Annotated in this window: 16 protein-coding genes and 1 tRNA gene; 8 read left to right on the plus strand and 9 right to left on the minus strand. The window is 64.4% G+C overall.

Features of this window, described 5'->3' with window-relative positions; genetic code table 11:
* The first annotated feature begins 18 nt into the window (after positions 1 to 18).
* Positions 19 to 1,404: a GABA permease gene (gene gabP / locus DMX06_RS02775; RefSeq protein ID WP_110734359.1), complete on the plus strand. Its 1,386-nt coding sequence runs from the start codon at positions 19 to 21 to the stop codon at positions 1,402 to 1,404.
* An 83-nt stretch (positions 1,405 to 1,487) separates the two neighbouring features.
* On the opposite strand, the gene DMX06_RS02780 is transcribed toward gabP, so the two are convergent.
* The 6 genes from DMX06_RS02780 to DMX06_RS02810 all read right to left on the minus strand — a co-directional run bounded on the left by DMX06_RS02780 (position 1,488) and on the right by DMX06_RS02810 (position 7,060).
* The gene (locus DMX06_RS02780) at positions 1,488 to 1,931 is read right to left on the minus strand and encodes a hypothetical protein (RefSeq protein ID WP_110734361.1); all 444 of its coding nucleotides are present in this window, start codon (positions 1,929 to 1,931) and stop codon (positions 1,488 to 1,490) included.
* 181 nt (positions 1,932 to 2,112) lie between these two features.
* A complete protein-coding gene (gene ppk2 / locus DMX06_RS02790; protein ID WP_110734366.1) occupies positions 2,113 to 3,123 on the minus strand; it encodes a polyphosphate kinase 2 in 1,011 nt (336 codons plus the stop codon).
* A 188-nt stretch (positions 3,124 to 3,311) separates the two neighbouring features.
* A tRNA-Phe gene (locus tag DMX06_RS02795) sits at positions 3,312 to 3,387 on the minus strand.
* Between the two features lie 90 nt (positions 3,388 to 3,477).
* Complete coding sequence (locus DMX06_RS02800; RefSeq protein ID WP_110734368.1) at positions 3,478 to 3,750, minus strand: oxidative damage protection protein; 273 nt, start codon at positions 3,748 to 3,750, stop codon at positions 3,478 to 3,480.
* Entirely contained in the window at positions 3,747 to 4,814 is a 1,068-nt protein-coding gene (mutY, locus tag DMX06_RS02805) for an A/G-specific adenine glycosylase (RefSeq protein WP_110734370.1), read from the minus strand. Before mutY ends, DMX06_RS02800 begins: the two co-directional genes overlap by 4 nt.
* A complete protein-coding gene (locus DMX06_RS02810) occupies positions 4,811 to 7,060 on the minus strand; it encodes an AsmA family protein (RefSeq protein ID WP_110734372.1) in 2,250 nt (749 codons plus the stop codon). Before DMX06_RS02810 ends, mutY begins: the two co-directional genes overlap by 4 nt.
* Before the next feature lie 424 nt (positions 7,061 to 7,484).
* Between DMX06_RS02810 and DMX06_RS02815 the strand changes: the two genes are divergently transcribed.
* The 6 genes from DMX06_RS02815 (at position 7,485) to hisF (ending at position 12,453) form a co-directional block, all read left to right on the plus strand.
* Positions 7,485 to 9,143, plus strand: a complete 1,659-nt coding sequence (locus tag DMX06_RS02815; protein ID WP_110734374.1) for an OFA family MFS transporter — start codon at positions 7,485 to 7,487, stop codon at positions 9,141 to 9,143.
* 271 nt (positions 9,144 to 9,414) lie between these two features.
* Positions 9,415 to 10,008, plus strand: a complete 594-nt coding sequence (gene hisB, locus DMX06_RS02820; protein ID WP_028688464.1) for an imidazoleglycerol-phosphate dehydratase HisB — start codon at positions 9,415 to 9,417, stop codon at positions 10,006 to 10,008.
* Positions 10,009 to 10,647 carry an imidazole glycerol phosphate synthase subunit HisH gene (gene hisH / locus DMX06_RS02825; protein ID WP_110734376.1) on the plus strand — a complete coding sequence of 213 codons (639 nt, stop codon included), beginning with the start codon at positions 10,009 to 10,011 and terminating at the stop codon, positions 10,645 to 10,647.
* Positions 10,648 to 10,908, plus strand: a complete 261-nt coding sequence (locus tag DMX06_RS02830) for a DUF2164 domain-containing protein (RefSeq protein ID WP_110734378.1) — start codon at positions 10,648 to 10,650, stop codon at positions 10,906 to 10,908. It begins immediately after the preceding gene.
* Positions 10,909 to 10,935: 27 nt separating this feature from the next.
* Positions 10,936 to 11,673: a 1-(5-phosphoribosyl)-5-[(5-phosphoribosylamino)methylideneamino]imidazole-4-carboxamide isomerase gene (hisA, locus tag DMX06_RS02835; RefSeq protein WP_062572543.1), complete on the plus strand. Its 738-nt coding sequence runs from the start codon at positions 10,936 to 10,938 to the stop codon at positions 11,671 to 11,673.
* A 9-nt stretch (positions 11,674 to 11,682) separates the two neighbouring features.
* Positions 11,683 to 12,453, plus strand: coding sequence for an imidazole glycerol phosphate synthase subunit HisF (gene hisF / locus DMX06_RS02840; RefSeq protein ID WP_110734380.1), 771 nt, complete (start codon positions 11,683 to 11,685; stop codon positions 12,451 to 12,453).
* Positions 12,454 to 12,605: 152 nt separating this feature from the next.
* On the opposite strand, the gene choV is transcribed toward hisF, so the two are convergent.
* The 3 genes from choV to DMX06_RS02855 all read right to left on the minus strand — a co-directional run bounded on the left by choV (position 12,606) and on the right by DMX06_RS02855 (position 15,658).
* Entirely contained in the window at positions 12,606 to 13,784 is a 1,179-nt protein-coding gene (gene choV / locus DMX06_RS02845) for a choline ABC transporter ATP-binding protein (RefSeq protein WP_110734382.1), read from the minus strand.
* A complete protein-coding gene (choW, locus tag DMX06_RS02850; RefSeq protein ID WP_181427774.1) occupies positions 13,781 to 14,629 on the minus strand; it encodes a choline ABC transporter permease subunit in 849 nt (282 codons plus the stop codon). Before choW ends, choV begins: the two co-directional genes overlap by 4 nt.
* Before the next feature lie 81 nt (positions 14,630 to 14,710).
* A complete protein-coding gene (locus DMX06_RS02855; RefSeq protein ID WP_110734388.1) occupies positions 14,711 to 15,658 on the minus strand; it encodes a choline ABC transporter substrate-binding protein in 948 nt (315 codons plus the stop codon).
* 444 nt (positions 15,659 to 16,102) lie between these two features.
* Here DMX06_RS02855 and DMX06_RS02860 point away from each other — a divergent pair, with 444 nt between their 5' ends.
* Positions 16,103 to 17,479: an L-serine ammonia-lyase gene (locus DMX06_RS02860; protein WP_110734390.1), complete on the plus strand. Its 1,377-nt coding sequence runs from the start codon at positions 16,103 to 16,105 to the stop codon at positions 17,477 to 17,479.
* Positions 17,480 to 17,580 lie beyond the last annotated feature (101 nt).

A 17,580-nucleotide genomic window follows, 5' to 3' on the forward strand; every position in this document is an offset into this window, starting at 1 on the left:
CCTTACAAAGGTAGTTTTATGAGCGGTAACAATTCCAATGACCTCGCTCAGGGGCTCAAGCAACGGCATGTGACCATGCTGTCCATCGCTGGCGTCATCGGCGCCGGCCTGTTCGTCGGCTCGGGCCACGCCATTGCCGCCGCCGGCCCTGCCGTGCTGCTGGCCTATGCCGCCGCGGGTACGTTGGTCGTGCTGGTGATGCGCATGCTCGGTGAAATGGCGGTCGCCTCGCCGGATACCGGTTCCTTTTCCACCTACGCCGACCGCGCCATCGGACGCTGGGCCGGTTTCACCATCGGTTGGCTGTACTGGTGGTTCTGGGTCCTGGTGATTCCGTTGGAGGCCAACGCTGCCGCCGCCATCCTGCATGCCTGGTTCCCCTCCGTGGACCTGTGGGCGTTTTCCCTGATCATTACCTTGGCGCTGACCATCACCAACCTGTTCAGCGTGAAGAACTACGGTGAGTTCGAGTTCTGGTTCGCCCTGCTCAAGGTGCTGGCGATCATCGGTTTCATCGTTGTCGGTTGCGCGGCCATGTTCGGCATGGTGCCGAGCAGCCAGGTCAGCGGCATCAGCCACCTGTTCGACACCCAGGGCTTCATGCCCAACGGTCTGGGCGCGGTGCTGGCCGCGATGCTGACCACCATGTTCTCGTTCATGGGCACCGAGATCGTCACCATCGCCGCTGCCGAGTCGAAAGACCCGGGCCGCCAGATCAGCAAGGCCACCAACTCGGTGATCTGGCGTATCTGCCTGTTCTACCTGGTGTCGATCTTCCTGGTCGTGGCCATGGTGCCGTGGAACGATCCGACCCTGGCCGAAAAGGGGTCCTACCAGACCGTGCTGAGCCTGATAGGTGTGCCGAACGCCAAGCTGATCGTCGACATCGTCGTGCTGATCGCCGTGACCAGCTGCCTGAACTCGGCGCTGTACACCTCCTCGCGCATGCTGTTCTCCCTGAGCAAACGTGGTGACGCCCCGGCCATTGCCCAGCGCACCACCAAGGCGGGCACCCCTCACTGGGCCGTGCTGCTGTCCACTGCCGCCGCCTTCCTGTGCGTGTTCGCCAACTTCCTGGCCCCGGCCGCGGTATTCGAGTTCCTGCTGGCCAGCTCCGGCGCCATCGCCCTGCTGGTGTACCTGGTGATCGCCGTGTCGCAACTGCGCATGCGTGCCCAGCGTGAAGCGAAGGGCGAGAAGGTCTCGTTCAAGATGTGGATGTTCCCGGGCCTGACCTGGGCGACCATCGCCTTCATCATCGCCATCCTGGTGGTGATGGCCCTGCGTGAAGACCACCGTGCCGAGATCATCGCCACGGCCATCCTGAGCATTGGTGTGGTGGCGGCTGGCCTGTTGCTGCACCGCAAGCGTGGCGCTGCTGCGCGTGTTGCGCTGGATAGCTGATCCACTGGTGTGAAATGAAAAGGCCGCGCCCTGTGAGGGGCGCGGCCTTTTTGTTTGCCAGGGTGCAGGTTGTGCAGTGCGACTCAGCCGAACTGCTTCTGTTGCTGCTGCTGCCTGGCGACGACCTCCGAGGCGGTGACATAGGCGTCCTGGAACTCGTCGCTTTCAAGCCAGGCCATGGTTGCGTCCTCGTCGGCGCCGTCGAGCCATTTGCGGTAGGCGGTGAACACCAGGACGATGTAGTCGGTGGCGTGTTCTTCCTTGTGGCCCTTGAGCACCAGCGCCAGCAGCGGGTCGACCAGGAATACCGAGATCATTGGCACCAGGCCGTTTTCCTGGGCTTCCTTCATCTTTTCGAACAGGCTGTTGTAGCTGCCCGACTCCATGGCCTTGTTGAACACCTGCTCGACGCTGGCGCTGTCACCGGCGCTGGCCTTGACCGCCTGGCCGCTGCGCACCATGCGGTTCTGCTTGGCCTTGGTGGCGGCGCGTTTGGCGCGTTTCTGTTGTTTGCTGTTGGTGGCCATGGAGGCAGGTCCTTGGGGGGGCTGGTAAAGGCGCGTATTGAAGCGTAGTTGCCAGGGAAACCCAAGGGGTCTTCGAGATCACCGGGGGCGCTTTGCGCCCCTTTCGCGACACAAGGCCGCTCCCACGGGCCTGTGGGAGCGGCCTTGTGTCGCGAAAGGGCTGCGTAGCAGCCCCGGGGATTCAACTGACTAGCGCCGCCGGCTCATCCTCCTCGAACCCCCGCGAAGCCCGCCCGACCAGCAACGGATCCGGCGCATGCGCCACGCTGTGGTCCTTGCCCGGATAATCCAGCGAATGCAGGAAATGCCGAATGCAGTTGATCCGTGCCCGCTTCTTGTCGTCCGACTTGATCACCGTCCACGGCGCATCGGCCGTGTCGGTATGGAAGAACATCGCTTCCTTGGCCGCGGTGTAGTCCTCCCACTTGTCCAGCGACTTGATGTCGATGGGCGAAAGCTTCCAGTGCTTGAGCGGATCATCCCGGCGCGAGATGAAGCGGCGCAGTTGCTCCTCTCGGTTCACCGAGAACCAGAACTTGAACAGCAGGATGCCGCTGTTGCACAGCATGCGCTCGAGGTCCGGCGCCTGGCGCATGAACTCCAGGTATTGCAGGGGCGAGCAGAAGTCCATGACCTTCTCGACCCCGGCGCGGTTGTACCAGGAGCGGTCGAAGAACACCATTTCACCGGCCGTGGGCAGGTGCTGGACATAGCGCTGGAAGTACCACTGGCCCTTCTCCTGCTCGGAAGGCTTCTCCAGCGCGACGATGCGCGCGCCGCGCGGGTTCAGGTGCTCCATGAAGCGCTTGATGGTGCCGCCCTTGCCGGCAGCGTCGCGACCCTCGAACAGCACGACGATGCGCTGGCCGGTTTCCTTCACCCAGTTCTGCACCTTGAGCAGCTCGATCTGCAGGTCGTGCTTGGCCTTCTCGTAGTCCTGGCGACGCATGCGCGTGCGGTACGGGTAGTTGGCTGGCAGGCGTGCCGAGGTGCTGTCTTCGTTGCTGCCTTTGCGGGCGTTGGCCACTTCCAGGGCTGCAGGTTGCTGGCTGACCTGGGTGATGGTCTCTTGCGCGGCGATACTGGCGGCGGGCTTGCGCTGGCGTGGGCGGCGGGTGCGGGGAGCAGGCTTGGGGCTGCTGCCGGTCTCGACAGGCGACGGCAGGAGGAGGGTGGCGGATTCTTCGCTCATGGAGGTCCTTGCGGGGTCGTTCGAATGTCCACCTTCCATCCTATGGGCAAGTGATGAGTGGCTTTTTGATATCGATCAACCAGCGATGCAGGATTGTTGAGGTAAAAATCGCAGGCAACAAAAAACCCGCACTGGGCGGGTTTCTTGTGTCGCTTCGGGTAACTTTGCAACCACCAGAAGCTTGAAGGTGGTGCCCAGAGACGGAGTCGAACCGCCGACACGAGGATTTTCAATCCTCTGCTCTACCGACTGAGCTATCTGGGCGACGAGGTGCATTAAATAGATTTCCGAACCGATCGTCAACGACTTTTTTGAAAAAATTTAAATTAATTCCGTCGCTTACGGTTTTCGGGGTCAGTTCGAGGGCGGAACGTAGCCTTCGGCCTGGGCGTAATCCTCGCCTGCGAAGAACTTGTCCATCTCGGCCTGGATGAATTTGCGGTCCTCGGCATTCATCATGTTCAGGCGCTTCTCGTTGATCAGCATGGTCTGGTGGTCCTGCCACTCCTTCCAGGCTTTCTGCGAGATGTTTTCGAAGATGTCCTGGCCCTTGGCACCCGGGTAGGGCGGGCGGTCGAGGCCTGGGAGTTCTTCGTTGTACTTGCGGCACTTCACGGTGCGGGTCATGGCTTGTCTCCTGCAATCAGTTCGTCGGCCGCGCGTTGCAGCAGCTTCTTGACCGGGGCGGCGAGGCCCAGGCGCGGCGGGGTGGCGAGGTTATACCAGAGCCAGTCGGGCTCGGCCACGTGCGAGCCGACGGGCTCGACACGCACCAGCCAGGGCTCGATGGCCAGCTGGAAATGGCTGAAGGTGTGGGTCAGGCCCTCGAGTGCCTGGCTGCCGGCCAGGCGCAGGCCGTGCTGGTAAGCGAGGTCGTCGAGCTGCCCGAGGTTGTCCAGCTCCGGCAGGCTCCACAGGCCCCCCCACAACCCGGTGGAGGGCCGGCGGTAGAGCAGTATCGCGCCTTCGTGGTTGGTCAGCAGCGGCATCAGGGTCTTGCGCTGGGGCAGGGCCTTGCGCGGCTTGGGCTCGGGGTAGCGGGTCTCTTCGCCGTGCAGGTGGGCTTCGCAGCCGCGCTGCAGCGGGCAGATCAGGCAACTGGGCCTGCTGCGGGTGCACAGCGTGGCGCCCATGTCCATCATCGCCTGGGTGAAGTGGTTGACCCGGGTCATCGGTGTGAAGCGCTCGGCGGTGGCCCATAGCTGGTTGGCCACTTTGGGTTCGCCGGGATAGCCGGCCTGCGCGGTGAAGCGGGCCAGCACGCGCTTGACGTTGCCGTCGAGGATCGGTGCGCGGATGCCCATGCTGATGCTGGCGATGGCGCCCGCCGTGGAACGACCGATGCCGGGCAGCTCGGTGAGCTGCTCGACGCTGCGCGGGAACTCGCCGCCATGCTGCTCGACGACGATCTTCGCGGCTTTTTGCAGGTTACGGGCGCGGGTGTAGTAGCCAAGGCCCGTCCACAGGTGCAGCACTTCGTCCTCCGGCGCCTCGGCCAGGGCCTGCACGGTCGGCAGGGCCTGCATGAAACGGTCGAAGTAGTTGAGCACGGTGCTGACTTGCGTCTGCTGCAGCATGATTTCGGAGACCCACACCCGATACGGGTTGATGCCCTGTTGCCAGGGCAGGTCGTGGCGGCCGTGCTGGTCGTACCAGTCCAGCACGGCGCTGGAGAACTGCTGGGGGGTCATCGTTTGAACAGCCCCTTGAGCGCATCTTTGAGTTCCGGGCTCACCTTGTCTCCGAGTTTCTCTTCGAGCTTTTCATCGATCTTGTCCTTCAGGCGGTTGCCGGCCAGCTTCGCGGCGACCTTGCCCAGGCCGTCCTGGTCCAGGCGGCAGGCCTTGGCGCCCAGCTCCAGCGGGCCACGGCAGCGCAGCGGCACTTCGACGCCGGCAAAGCGCTCGTTGACCTGGCAGGCCGGGTCGGGCATGGCGCGCTGGTCGCCCTCGACGACTACGCCGACGTTGTAGTCCATGCCCAGCACGCGCAGGTCGAGGTCGCCATGGCCATTGACGGTCAGGCCCGGGATGCGTGCCTTGAGGTCCGGGTTGCTGGCCACGCCGTTACGCACCACCAGGCTGCCGCGCAGTTCCTGGAACGGTGTGTCCTTGCCCCGCTGTTCGCCGCTGAGCTGCTTGCGGTTGAGGGTGGCGATGGCCTGGCACAGCTGCTGTTCCAGGTTGGCGTTGACCAGCACACCGTCGTTGATGGTGAAGCTGGCGTTGCCGTTGAGGGTATCGACCAGAGCCTTCTGGCTGTTGCCGGTGGCGGTCAGGTCGCTGTTGAGGGTCAGCAGGCCCTTGACCGGCGGCGCCTGGTCCGGGCTTTCGCGCTTGATGAAGTGCTCAACAGGCACACGGTTGATCCTGGTGTTCACGCCGATCTGCGGCACGGCGGGGCGCACATCGACAGTGCCCTTGGCCTCGAAGGTGCCGTTGTACAGGCCGCCGCGCAGGGTCTGCAGGGTGACCAGGCCGGCCTGGCCGCTGGCGGTCAGCTGTGCGTCGCTGATCGGTAGCTTGTCCAGGGTCAGCGCGCCGAACGACAGGTCGGCCTGCAGGTCCAGGGCGCGCAGGCGGTCGACCGGCAACAGCTTGTCGTTGCTCCAGGCCACCTGGGTCGGTGCGTCGGGCAGCGGTGTGGTGCCCGCTCCAGCGACGGCGGTGGCTTCCTGCTGCTTGACCTCGGCCTGGCGCGCGGCGGTGGCGCCCTTGGCTTCTTCGCTTTTGGCCGGCAGGTAGCGGTCGGCGTCGAACTTGTCGGCTTTGAGACGCACGCGCAACGCTTGCTTGGCGAAGTCGTCCATGGCGACACGACCGGTGAAGGTGCTGTCGTCCAGCTTCACCGCCAGATCCTCCAGGGCCAGGCTGTTCTGCGTGCCCTGCAGGCGGGTGACCAGCTCCAGCTTCTTGAATGCCGCCGGGTCGGCGGTGGCCGGCAGCGGGTGGCCGATGCCGTCGAGGAAGGTGCGCAGGTCGAACTGGGCGATGGACAGGCCGCCGCTGACCTGCGGGGCCTTGTCCAGGTCGCGCACGTTCAGCTCGCCCAGGGCGCGCAGCTGGTTGGCCGAGACCTTCAGGCCGCTCCAGGACGCGACATTGGCCGCCAGGTCGACCAGTACCTGCCCTTGGGCAACAAAGGTCAGGGTCTTGCCGGCCAGCGGCTCGCCCGAGGTCTCGCCGGACAGGCGCATGTCCTCGAGGTTGTAGCGCTTGAGCTTGCGGTCGAAGCGCAGCTCGCCGGTCAGCTCGGTGCGCGCCTTGATGTTCGGCTGGCTGGCGCTGAGGAAGGCACTGGCCTTGAGCGCGATGTTCGCGCCTTCGTGCACGGGGCCTGTGCTCAGCTGGATGCTTTCGGCGCCGTAGGTCTGCCCGGCCTTCTCGTCGGTGAAGAGCACACGGGCGTTGTTGACGGTCAGGCTGTCGATGTCGAGCTTGACCGAGCGCTCGCTGGCTTCCGAGGCGGCAGGTGCGGCGGCTGGCGCTTCAGTCGGCGAGTTGGCCGGCGCGCCGGCAATGGTCGGTTGCGGCAGGGGCTTGCCGATGTCTTCCCAGTTGCCGTGGCCGTTGGCGTCGCGGGTCAGGGTCAGGTTGAGGCCTTCGACCCGCACGTCGCTCATCTGCACCTCGCGGCGCAGCAGCGGCAGCACGCGCACCGACAGGCCGAGCATCTGCAGGTCGGCGAAGGGCACCTTGGGGTTGTTCAGCGTGGCGATGCTTGCCTCGTGCAGCTCCAGGCCCAGCCAGGGGAACAGGCTCCAGCCAATGTCGCCGTTGAGGGTCAGCTCCACATGGGCCTTGTCGCGGGCCAGCTTGCGGATTTCGTCTTTGTAGTCGTTGGGATCGAAGAGGTGGGTCAGGGCGAAGCCCAGCGCCACGATGATCAGCAACAACCCGAGAAGCCCCAGCCCCAGGATTTTGCCGAACGCTTTCATGGGCGAGTCCTTGTAGTCCGATTTAGAAATTCAGCGGCGAGTATAGCGCCGCGGCACCTGGCTCTGCGTATCCGACATTTCGACAGTGGCAATGATGACAGTTCATTTATTGCCTGCTCGGGCCTCATCGCGGGGCAAGCCGGCTCCCACGCATCACCGTTCGGCGTGGGAGCGGGCTTGCCCCGCGATGAGGCCCGAACAGGCGACACAGCCTCACCTGAGTACGCGAAATACCGATTCAGCTAGCGAAAAAAACACGATATCAGATTGCTTTCATGTCACCGCCTGCTGGTAATCTTGCGCCCGCCCGTGGAACCCCCGCGACCCATTGTCGCGGAGAGTCACCCCAAGCGGCCGGGCTGCCTTGCGTGCAGCCAAAGCAGAGCCGTCCACGCGCACAGCCCACCTACAAAAGGAACAATCCATGAACAGCAGTATCACGGCGGGGGCGGCGGCGAGCGCGCCGGGCTTCCTGTCGAAGGAGCGCATCATCGCCCGCCCGGGCTTCAATCGCTGGCTGGTGCCGCCGGCGGCCCTGGCGATTCACCTGTGCATCGGCATGGCCTATGGCTTCTCGGTGTTCTGGTTGCCGCTGTCCCAGGCCCTGGGCGTCAGCGCGCCGGTGGCCTGCGCCGCCGACATGGGCTTCGTCGCCCGCCTGTTCAGCGCCGAGTGCGACTGGCCGATCTCCATGCTCAGCTGGATCTACACCCTGTTCTTCGTGTTCCTCGGCTGCTCGGCCGCGGTGCTCGGCGGCTGGCTGGAACACGCCGGCCCGCGCAAGGCCGGCCTGGTATCGGCGCTGTGCTGGTGCGGCGGCCTGCTGATCTCGGCAATTGGCGTGAAGACTCACCAGCTGTGGCTGATGTGGCTGGGCTCGGGTGTGATCGGCGGCATTGGCCTGGGCCTGGGTTACATCTCGCCGGTGTCGACGCTGATCAAGTGGTTCCCGGACAAGCGTGGCATGGCCACCGGCATGGCGATCATGGGCTTTGGCGGGGGTGCCATGGTGGGCGCGCCGCTGGCCACCGCGCTGATGGGCCATTTCTCCAGCCCGACCGAAGTGGGCGTATGGCAGAGCTTCGTTGCCATGGCCGCAATCTACTTCGTGTTCATGACCGCCGGTGCCCTGGCCTACCGCGTGCCGCCGACCGGCTGGAAGCCTGAAGGCTGGACGCCGCCGGCGAAGAAGGCCAACGCCATGGTCACCGACCGCCACGTGCACGTCAGCGTGGCCTGGAAAACCCCGCAGTTCGCCCTGGTGTGGCTGGTGCTGTGCCTGAACGTGTCGGCCGGCATCGGCATCCTCGGCATGGCCTCGCCGCTGCTGCAGGAAGTGTTCGCCGGCAAGCTGCTGGGCAACGAGTTGACCTTCAGCGAGCTGAATGCCGCGCAGCTGGCGCAGATCGCCGCCATTGCCGCCGGCTTCACCGGCCTGCTGAGCCTGTTCAACATCGGCGGGCGCTTCTTCTGGGCGTCGTTCTCCGACTACATCGGGCGCAAGAACACCTACTTCGCCTTCTTCGCCCTGGGCGTGGGCCTTTACAGCCTGGTGCCGAACATGGGGCACATTGGCAACGTGGCGCTGTTCGTGGCGGCGTTCTGCATCATCCTGTCGATGTACGGCGGCGGCTTCGCCACCGTGCCGGCGTACCTGGCCGACCTGTTCGGCACGCAGATGGTCGGCGCCATCCATGGTCGCCTGCTGACCGCCTGGGCGGCGGCCGGCGTGCTCGGTCCGGTGCTGATCACCTACCTGCGCGAGGCGCAACTGGCGGCGGGCGTGGAGCGGGCGGCGGCCTACGACATGACCTTGTACATCCTCGCCGGCCTGCTGGTACTGGGCTTCATCTGCAACATGCTGGTGCGGCCGGTGGCGGACAAGTACTTCATGACCGATGCCGAACTGGCTGCCGAGCGGGCGCTGAGCCATGACAAGGGCGCGGATTCGGCGCGCTCGCTGGAGTGGCATGCGGCGCCGGGCAGCCTGCCATTGGTGCTGCTGGCCTGGGCCGTGGTGGTGATTCCGCTGGCCTGGGGGGTGTGGATCACCTTGCAGAAGACGGCGGTGCTGTTCCATTGAGTTAGCTGGCCCTGGGGGCGCTTTGCGCCCCTTTCGCGACACAAGGCCGCTCCCACAGGCACTGCGTACCTTCAGGGTTACGAGGTTCCTGTGGGAGCGGCCTTGTGTCGCGATGGGCTGCGAAGCAGCCCCCAAAGGTACTTGTATAGACCTGTAGACCCGTCCCGCCCCCGCAATTACTAGCCTTGCCATATGTCATCCGCGTTTCAAGCCGGCGCGTTCTGGGCCTATAATGGAGCCCTTTTCGCCCAATGATTTTGCGGAGCTGGTGATGGTCGAACGTAAGGCTTCCGTCGAGCGCAATACCCTGGAAACCCAGGTCAAGTGCTCGATCAACCTCGATGGTAGCGGCAAGGCCCGATTCGAAATCGGCGTGCCTTTCCTTGAACACATGCTCGACCAGATCGCCCGACATGGGCTGATCGACCTGGACATCGAGTGCAAGGGCGACCTGCATATCGACGATCACCATACCGTCGAGGACGTCGGCATCACCCTCGGCATGGCGTTCGCCCAGGCCATTGGCGACAAGAAAGGCATCTTCCGCTACGGCCATGCCTATGTGCCGCTGGACGAAGCGCTGTCGCGCGTTGTCATCGATTTCTCTGGCCGGCCGGGCCTGCAGATGCATGTGCCCTACACCCGCGCCACCGTCGGCGGCTTCGATGTCGACCTGTTCCAGGAGTTCTTCCAGGGCTTCGTCAACCACGCCCTGGTGACCCTGCACATCGACAACCTGCGTGGCCACAACACCCACCACCAGATCGAGACCGTGTTCAAGGCCTTCGGCCGCGCGCTGCGCATGGCCGTCACCCTCGATGAGCGCATGGCCGGGCAGATGCCGTCCACCAAAGGGTGCCTGTAAATGCAGACGGTAGCCGTAATCGACTATGGCATGGGCAACCTGCACTCGGTGGCCAAGGCCCTGGAGCACGTGGGCGCCGGCAAGGTGCTGGTGACCAGCGATGCCGCGGTGATTCGTGAGGCCGATCGCGTGGTGTTCCCCGGCGTCGGCGCGATCCGCGACTGCATGGCCGAGATCCGCCGCCTGGGCTTCGACAGCCTGGTGCGTGAGGTCAGCCAGGATCGCCCGTTCCTCGGCATTTGTGTCGGCATGCAGGCGCTGCTCGACCATAGCGAAGAGAACGATGGCGTCGACTGCATCGGCCTGTTCCCCGGCCAGGTGCGCTTCTTCGGTAAAGACCTGAAGGAAGATGGCGAGCACCTGAAGGTGCCGCACATGGGCTGGAACGAGGTCGGCCAGACCAATGACCACCCGTTGTGGCACGACATCCCCGACCGTGCGCGCTTCTACTTCGTGCACAGCTACTACATCAACGCCGGCAAGCCGGGCCAGGTGGTCGGTCGCGGCCACTATGGCGTCGATTTCGCCGCCGCGCTGGCCGATGGCTCGCGCTTTGCCGTGCAGTTCCACCCGGAGAAGAGCCATACCCATGGCCTGCAGTTGCTGCAGAACTTCGTCGCCTGGGACGGGCGCTGGTAAATGAGCCGATCGAAGACCAAGGCCCCGATCATCACGCTGACCCCGGAGCAGGAGCGCGACGCGCTCGACACGCTCAAGCGCTTCCTCGAAGACCGCTTCGAGCTGGAGCTGGGGTCGTTCGAGGTGGCCGAGGTCCTCGAGCTGTTCAGCAAGGAAATTGCACCCCACTATTACAACAGGGCGATTGCCGATGTTCAGCTGCACCTCAAGGAGCGGTTCGAGAGCATCGAAAGCGACCTGTGGGCGCTCGAGAAGCCCTGAACCCAACGAACAAGACAGGTTGCCAAGATGCTGATTATCCCCGCTATCGATCTCAAGGACGGTGCCTGCGTACGCCTGCGCCAAGGCCGCATGGAAGACTCCACCGTATTTTCCGACGACCCGGTGAGCATGGCCGCCAAATGGGTCGAGGGTGGCTGCCGTCGCCTGCACCTGGTCGACCTGAACGGTGCCTTCGAAGGCCAGCCGGTCAACGGTGAAGTGGTTACCGCCATCGCCAGGCGCTACCCGAACCTGCCGATCCAGATCGGCGGCGGCATCCGCTCGCTGGAAACCATCGAGCACTACGTCAAGGCCGGCGTCAGCCACGTGATCATCGGCACCAAGGCGGTCAAGCAGCCCGAGTTCGTCGCCGAAGCGTGCAAGGCCTTCCCGGGCAAGGTCATCGTCGGTCTTGACGCAAAAGACGGCTTCGTCGCTACCGACGGCTGGGCCGAAGTGAGCTCGGTGCAGGTCATCGACCTGGCCAAGCGTTTCGAGGCCGATGGCGTCTCGGCGATCGTCTACACCGACATCGCCAAGGACGGCATGATGCAGGGCTGCAACGTGCCCTTCACCAAGGCCTTGGCCGAAGCCACCTCGATCCCGGTGATCGCCTCGGGCGGCATCCACAACCTGGGCGACATCAAGGCCCTGCTGGACGCCAAGGCCCCCGGCATCATCGGCGCCATCACCGGCCGCGCCATCTACGAAGGCACCCTCGACGTCGCCGAGGCCCAGGCCTTCTGCGACAACTACCAAGGCTGAGGAACGACCATGGCACTGGCCAAGCGCATCATCCCTTGCCTGGACGTGGACAACGGCCGGGTGGTCAAGGGCGTCAAGTTCGAGAATATCCGCGATGCCGGCGACCCGGTGGAGATCGCCCGTCGCTACAACGAACAGGGCGCGGACGAGATCACCTTCCTGGATATCACCGCCAGCGTCGATGGCCGTGACACCACCCTGCATACCGTCGAGCGCATGGCCAGCCAGGTGTTCATCCCGCTGACCGTGGGCGGCGGCGTGCGTACCGTGCAGGACATCCGCAACCTGCTCAACGCCGGTGCCGACAAGGTGTCGATCAACACGGCCGCGGTGTTCAACCCGGAATTCGTGGGTGAGGCGGCTGACCGCTTCGGTTCGCAGTGCATCGTGGTTGCCATCGACGCCAAGAAAGTCTCAGGCACAGGCGAAACGCCGCGCTGGGAGATCTTCACCCACGGTGGTCGCAAGCCGACCGGGCTGGACGCAGTGGAGTGGGCGAAGAAGATGGAAGGCCTGGGTGCCGGCGAGATCCTGCTGACCAGCATGGACCAGGACGGCATGAAGAATGGCTTTGACCTCGGGGTTACCCGGGCGATCAGCGATGCGCTGGGGATCCCGGTGATTGCCTCGGGTGGCGTGGGCAACCTGCAGCACCTGGCCGACGGGATTCTGGAAGGGCATGCCAGCGCGGTGCTGGCGGCCAGTATCTTCCACTTTGGCGAGTACACGGTGCCTGAGGCGAAGGCCTATATGGCTTCGCGTGGGATTGTCGTACGCTGAGCAATTGCTGGGAGGGCTTTGCCCTCCTTTCCGACCGGTCCGACGCCTCGGCAAGGCCGCTCCTACAGGTACAGCGCTGCCCTTAAGGCTGGCACTGTCCCTGTGGGAGCGGCCTTGTGTCGCGAAAGGGCCGCGAAGCGGCCCCAGAGGCATCACCCGTGGTTCTTGCCAAGCAAGGCATGGTAAAGCTCGGTATCCCCAAGAATCCCCACCACCTTGTCGTTATCCTGCAACACCAGCTTGTTGCCGGTCTGGTAACGAATCCGCAGCGCCTCGCGCATGCCGATATCGGCGTGCACCACGGTCGGCCTGCGCTCCAGCAGCTCCACGTCCTGCCCTGGTGCCCAATTCTGCATGTCCAGCCCGTTCTGGCCCTGGCGCGCGCGCTTGAGCGAGCCCCCTTCGCCGAGGTCCAGCCATGAGTCGATCCCCGGGTCCAGGCATACCGAGCCGTTGACCCGCTTGCACTGGTCCAGGCTGCGCATCAGGCTGCGGCCGCAGAGCACGTTCAGCGGGTTGGTGTGGGCGACGAAGGTGCGCACGTACTCGTCGGCCGGGTTGAGCACGATGTCTTCCGGCTTGCTGTACTGGATGATCCGCCCGTCCTTCATGATCGCGATGCGGCTGCCCAGCTTCAGGGCCTCGTCGAGGTCGTGGCTGACGAACACGATGGTCTTGCTCAGCTTGCTCTGCAGGGCCAGCAGTTCGTCCTGCAGGCCTTGGCGGATCAGCGGGTCGAGGGCCGAGAACGGCTCGTCCATCAGCAGGATGTCGGCGTCCATCGCCAGTGCCCGGGCCAGGCCCACGCGCTGCTGCATGCCGCCGGAGAGTTCGTCCGGCTTCTTGTTGCGCCATTGGGTCAGGCCCACCAGTTCGAGCTTCTCGTCGACCAGCTTGCGCCGTTCCTTCTCCGGGCGGCCCTGCATTTCCAGGCCGAAACTGATGTTCTCGCGCACCGTCAGCCAGGGCATCAGGGCGAACTTCTGGAACACCATGGCGATGCGCTTGGTGCGCATCATCTTCAGTTCCGCCGGGGTGCAGTGAGCGATATCGATGTGCTTGCCTTCGTGCTCGACGAACAGCTTGCCGCGGCTCACGGTGTTGAGACCGTTGATGCAGCGCAGCAGGCTGGATTTGCCCGAGCCGGACAGGCCCATCAGCACGCAGATCTCGCCCTTGTTGATGTCCAGGTTGGCCTTCTCGACGCCGACCACAAGGCCCGTCTGCTTGAGGATCTGCTCGCGGGTCTTGCCCTGGTCGAGCAGGGAAAGCGCTTCGCGCGGCTTGCTTGAGAAGATGACGTCGACGTCTTCGAAACGAATGATGCTCATGCCTCACCCCTTACCGGCAGCTCCGGTTGCTTGCAGATACGGTCGAGCATGATTGCCAGCAGCACGATCGCCAGGCCCGCTTCGAAGCCCAGGGAAATATCGGCGGTGTTCAGTGCGTTGACCACGGGTTTGCCCAGGCCGTCGGCGCCGACCAGGGCGGCGATCACCACCATCGACAGCGATAGCATGATGCACTGGGTCACGCCAGCGGCGATGCTCGGCATGGCGTGGGGCAGTTCGATGCGGGTCAGCAGCTGGCGGCGCGAGCAACCGAAAGCCTTGCCGGCGTCCAGCAGCTCCTGCGGCACGTCGCAGATACCCAGATAAGTGAGGCGGATGGGGGCGGCGATGGCGAACACCACGGTGGAGATCAGCCCCGGCACCACGCCCAGGCCGAACAGGGTCAGGGTAGGGATCAGGTAGACGAAGGTGGGCACGGTCTGCATCAGGTCCAGCACCGGGCGCATGGCGGTGTAGAACATCGGCTTGTGCGCGGCGGCGATGCCCAGCGGCACGCCGATGACCACGCAGACCACCGTGGCGAAGGTGACCTGCGCCAGGGTTTCCATGGTTTCCTGCCAGTAGCCCAGGTTGAGGATCAGCAGGAACGACAGGGCGACGAAGACGGTGAGTGCCCACTTGCGCTGGATCAGGTGCGCGAGCGCGGCGAACAGGGCGATGAGCACGAACGGGTTGAACCAGGTCAGGGCGCTGGTGACCCCATGGATCATGAATTCCAGGCCTGCGGCGATGGCGTCGAAGTAGCTGGCGCCGTTCTGGGTCAACCATTCGACGAATGAGGCGATGTACTGCCCCAGGGGTATTTTCTGATCGATAAGCATGATAGCGAGCTTCCACCTGCAAAGATTGAAATCAGTCCGGGGCGGGCACGGTCCCGCCCCGCGGTGTTGCCATGGCGTCTTGCGTTATTGCGTCAGTTTGGCCTTGGCCGCCTCGAGGCCGGGCTTGCCGTCCACGGTGGTCACGCCGGCCAGCCAAGCATCCAGCTTGCCGGGGTTGTCCTTGAGCCACTTCTTGGCCGCGGCCTCGGGTTTCATCTTGTCGTCCAGGACATAGCCCATCATGGTGCTTTCATCCTTGAGCTCGAACGACAGGTTCTTCAGCAGTTGGCCCACGTTGGCGCATTCCTGCGCATAGCCCTTGCGGGTGTTGGTGAGCACGGTGGCCTTGCCGAAGTCGGGACCGAAGAACTCGTCCCCGCCGGTCAGGTATTGCATCTTGAAGCGGGTGTTCATCGGGTGCGGTTCCCAGCCCAGGAACACCACCGCCTCGTCGCGTTTCTGCGCCCGCTCGACCTGCGACAGCATGCCGGCCTCGCTGGACTGCACGATCTTGAAACCGGCGTCCTTCAGGCCGAAGGCGTTCTTGTCGATCATGCTCTGGATGGTGCGGTTGCCGTCGTTGCCCGGTTCGATGCCGTAGATCTTGCCGTCCAGTTCCTTCTTGAATTTCGGAATGTCCGAGAAGTCCTTCAGGCCCTTGTCATACAGCGCCTGGGGCACGGCCAGGGTGTACTTGGCGTTCTCCAGGTTGGCGCGCACGGTCTCGACGGTGCCGGCGTCGCGGTACTGCTTGATGTCGTTCTCCATGGTCGGCATCCAGTTGCCGAGAAACACGTCCAGGTCCTTGCCGGTGGCCAGCGACTTGTAGGTCACCGGTACCGAGATCATGGTGGTGTGGGTCTTGTAGCCCAGGGCTTCGAGCACGACGCTGGTGGTCGCGGTGGTGACCGTGATGTCGGTCCAGCCGACATCCGAGAAACGCACCAATTGACACTGCTCGGGTTCGGCGGCCTGGGCCAGCAGCGGAGCGGACAGCAACGCGACCAGCAACAGCGAGGGTGAACCTTTCATGGATGGACTCCTGTGATTTTATCTTCGGGTTCGCGTGGGTCGCCGGGCGTTCTCAGGGCTCCGGTCGACCAGGCCTGCAGAGGGCAGGATGCGAGGCCGTGCAATACGAGTCGCTTTCGATAATCCTCCAGCGTTCGGCAATCGCCTACTGGTGGCGTCGTATCCAGTACAGGACGGGTCGCATCCAGTACGGACGATGTCGCAACTGGATTTTTCCACCCCCCGGCCTCGGTTTTTGCGGCGTCCCGGCGCTGGAAAACGGCGCACGCAGGGCCGGTGCAGTGGCGGCGCTGCTGGACAAAAGTACGTCGGTTGCAGACGGCGAGGGGGTGGGCAAAAGCCCGATGATGCGAGCATTCCAAGGCGGCTCGAGCTTTCAGCCTAGCAGTTGCGCAAGGCGGTGTTCGGCGCTGCGAGACAAGCCCATCAAGAGGTGATGCGACAATGGCCATCAGCGTGTTCGACCTGTTCAAGATCGGTGTCGGGCCTTCCAGCTCGCACACCGTCGGCCCTATGCGCGCCGGTGCGCTGTTCGTCCAGGGGCTGCGCGAACGCGGCGAGCTGGAGCAGGTGCGGCGCATCGAAGTGAGGCTGTATGGCTCGCTGTCGGCCACCGGCGTCGGCCACGGCACCGACAACGCCACGATCATGGGCCTGATGGGCGAATGGCCCGACGCCATCGACCCCAGCCAGATCACCCCGCGCATCGCCGACCTGCGCGAAACCAACGTGCTCAAGCTCGACAACCGCCTGCCCATCGAATTCGTCTGGGCCCGCGACATGCTGCTGCTCGACGAGAACCTGCCGTATCACCCCAACGCCATGACCCTGATCGCCGAAGGCGAGGGTGGCGAGCTGCATCGCGACACCTATTACTCGGTGGGCGGCGGCTTCGTGGTCGATGCCGCCCAGGCCGCCAGCGGCGTGCTGGACGCCGACCAGACCGTGCTGCCATACGACTTCGACAGCGCCGCCGAGCTGCTGCGCCTGTGCAAGCAAAACGACCTGCGCGTGTCGCAATTGATGCTGGAGAACGAAAAGGTCTGGCGCAGCGAAGCCGAGATCCGCGCCGGCCTGCTCAAGCTCTGGCAAGCCATGCAGGAGTGCGTGAACAACGGCCTCAAGCATGAAGGTATCCTGCCCGGCGGGCTCAATGTGCGTCGCCGCGCCGCCCGGCTGCACCGCAGCCTGCAGGAGCTGGGCAAGCCCAACGTGATCGGTTCGACCATGAGCGCCATGGAGTGGGTCAACCTGTTCGCCCTGGCGGTCAACGAAGAGAACGCCGCTGGCGGGCGCATGGTCACCGCGCCCACCAATGGCGCGGCGGGAATCATCCCGGCGGTGCTGCACTATTACATGCGCTTCTCCGATGTGGTGGATGAATCCAACGTGGTGGATTTCTTCCTCGGTGCTGCTGCGGTAGGCATTCTGTGCAAGAAGAACGCCTCGATCTCCGGCGCCGAGGTTGGTTGCCAGGGCGAGGTCGGCTCGGCCTGTGCCATGGCCGCCGCCGGTCTGGCCGATGTGCTCGGCGCCACACCGGCACAATTGGAAAACGCCGCCGAAATCGCCCTGGAACACAACCTCGGCCTGACCTGCGACCCGGTCGGCGGCCTGGTGCAGGTGCCGTGCATCGAGCGCAACGCCATCGCCGCGGTGAAGGCGATCAATGCCGTGCAGATGGCCCTGCGTGGTGATGGCGAACACTTCATCTCGTTGGATCAGGTGATCCGCACCATGCGCGACACCGGCGCCGACATGCACGACAAGTACAAGGAAACCTCCCGTGGGGGCCTTGCGGTCAGCGTCATCGAATGCTGATGCGCCGTTCCGGCCCACGCCTGGCCGATGCGCCACATTCTGGCGCATCGGTTGTCATCTACCGGCCGTCGCCTGTCGTTACCAGCAGCGTCGTTGTCGGT

The sequence above is a fragment of the Pseudomonas mosselii genome, assembly GCF_003205295.1.
Lineage (GTDB): Bacteria > Pseudomonadota > Gammaproteobacteria > Pseudomonadales > Pseudomonadaceae > Aquipseudomonas > Aquipseudomonas mosselii_B.

Coding starts and splice junctions, on each gene's coding strand:
- gabP (WP_110734359.1), top strand. CDS start 19: ATGAGCGGTAACAATTCCAATGACCTCGCTCAGGGGCTCAAGCAACGG.
- DMX06_RS02780 (WP_110734361.1), bottom strand. CDS start 1,931: ATGGCCACCAACAGCAAACAACAGAAACGCGCCAAACGCGCCGCCACC.
- ppk2 (WP_110734366.1), bottom strand. CDS start 3,123: ATGAGCGAAGAATCCGCCACCCTCCTCCTGCCGTCGCCTGTCGAGACC.
- DMX06_RS02800 (WP_110734368.1), bottom strand. CDS start 3,750: ATGACCCGCACCGTGAAGTGCCGCAAGTACAACGAAGAACTCCCAGGC.
- mutY (WP_110734370.1), bottom strand. CDS start 4,814: ATGACCCCCCAGCAGTTCTCCAGCGCCGTGCTGGACTGGTACGACCAG.
- DMX06_RS02810 (WP_110734372.1), bottom strand. CDS start 7,060: ATGAAAGCGTTCGGCAAAATCCTGGGGCTGGGGCTTCTCGGGTTGTTG.
- DMX06_RS02815 (WP_110734374.1), top strand. CDS start 7,485: ATGAACAGCAGTATCACGGCGGGGGCGGCGGCGAGCGCGCCGGGCTTC.
- hisB (WP_028688464.1), top strand. CDS start 9,415: ATGGTCGAACGTAAGGCTTCCGTCGAGCGCAATACCCTGGAAACCCAG.
- hisH (WP_110734376.1), top strand. CDS start 10,009: ATGCAGACGGTAGCCGTAATCGACTATGGCATGGGCAACCTGCACTCG.
- DMX06_RS02830 (WP_110734378.1), top strand. CDS start 10,648: ATGAGCCGATCGAAGACCAAGGCCCCGATCATCACGCTGACCCCGGAG.
- hisA (WP_062572543.1), top strand. CDS start 10,936: ATGCTGATTATCCCCGCTATCGATCTCAAGGACGGTGCCTGCGTACGC.
- hisF (WP_110734380.1), top strand. CDS start 11,683: ATGGCACTGGCCAAGCGCATCATCCCTTGCCTGGACGTGGACAACGGC.
- choV (WP_110734382.1), bottom strand. CDS start 13,784: ATGAGCATCATTCGTTTCGAAGACGTCGACGTCATCTTCTCAAGCAAG.
- DMX06_RS02855 (WP_110734388.1), bottom strand. CDS start 15,658: ATGAAAGGTTCACCCTCGCTGTTGCTGGTCGCGTTGCTGTCCGCTCCG.
- DMX06_RS02860 (WP_110734390.1), top strand. CDS start 16,103: ATGGCCATCAGCGTGTTCGACCTGTTCAAGATCGGTGTCGGGCCTTCC.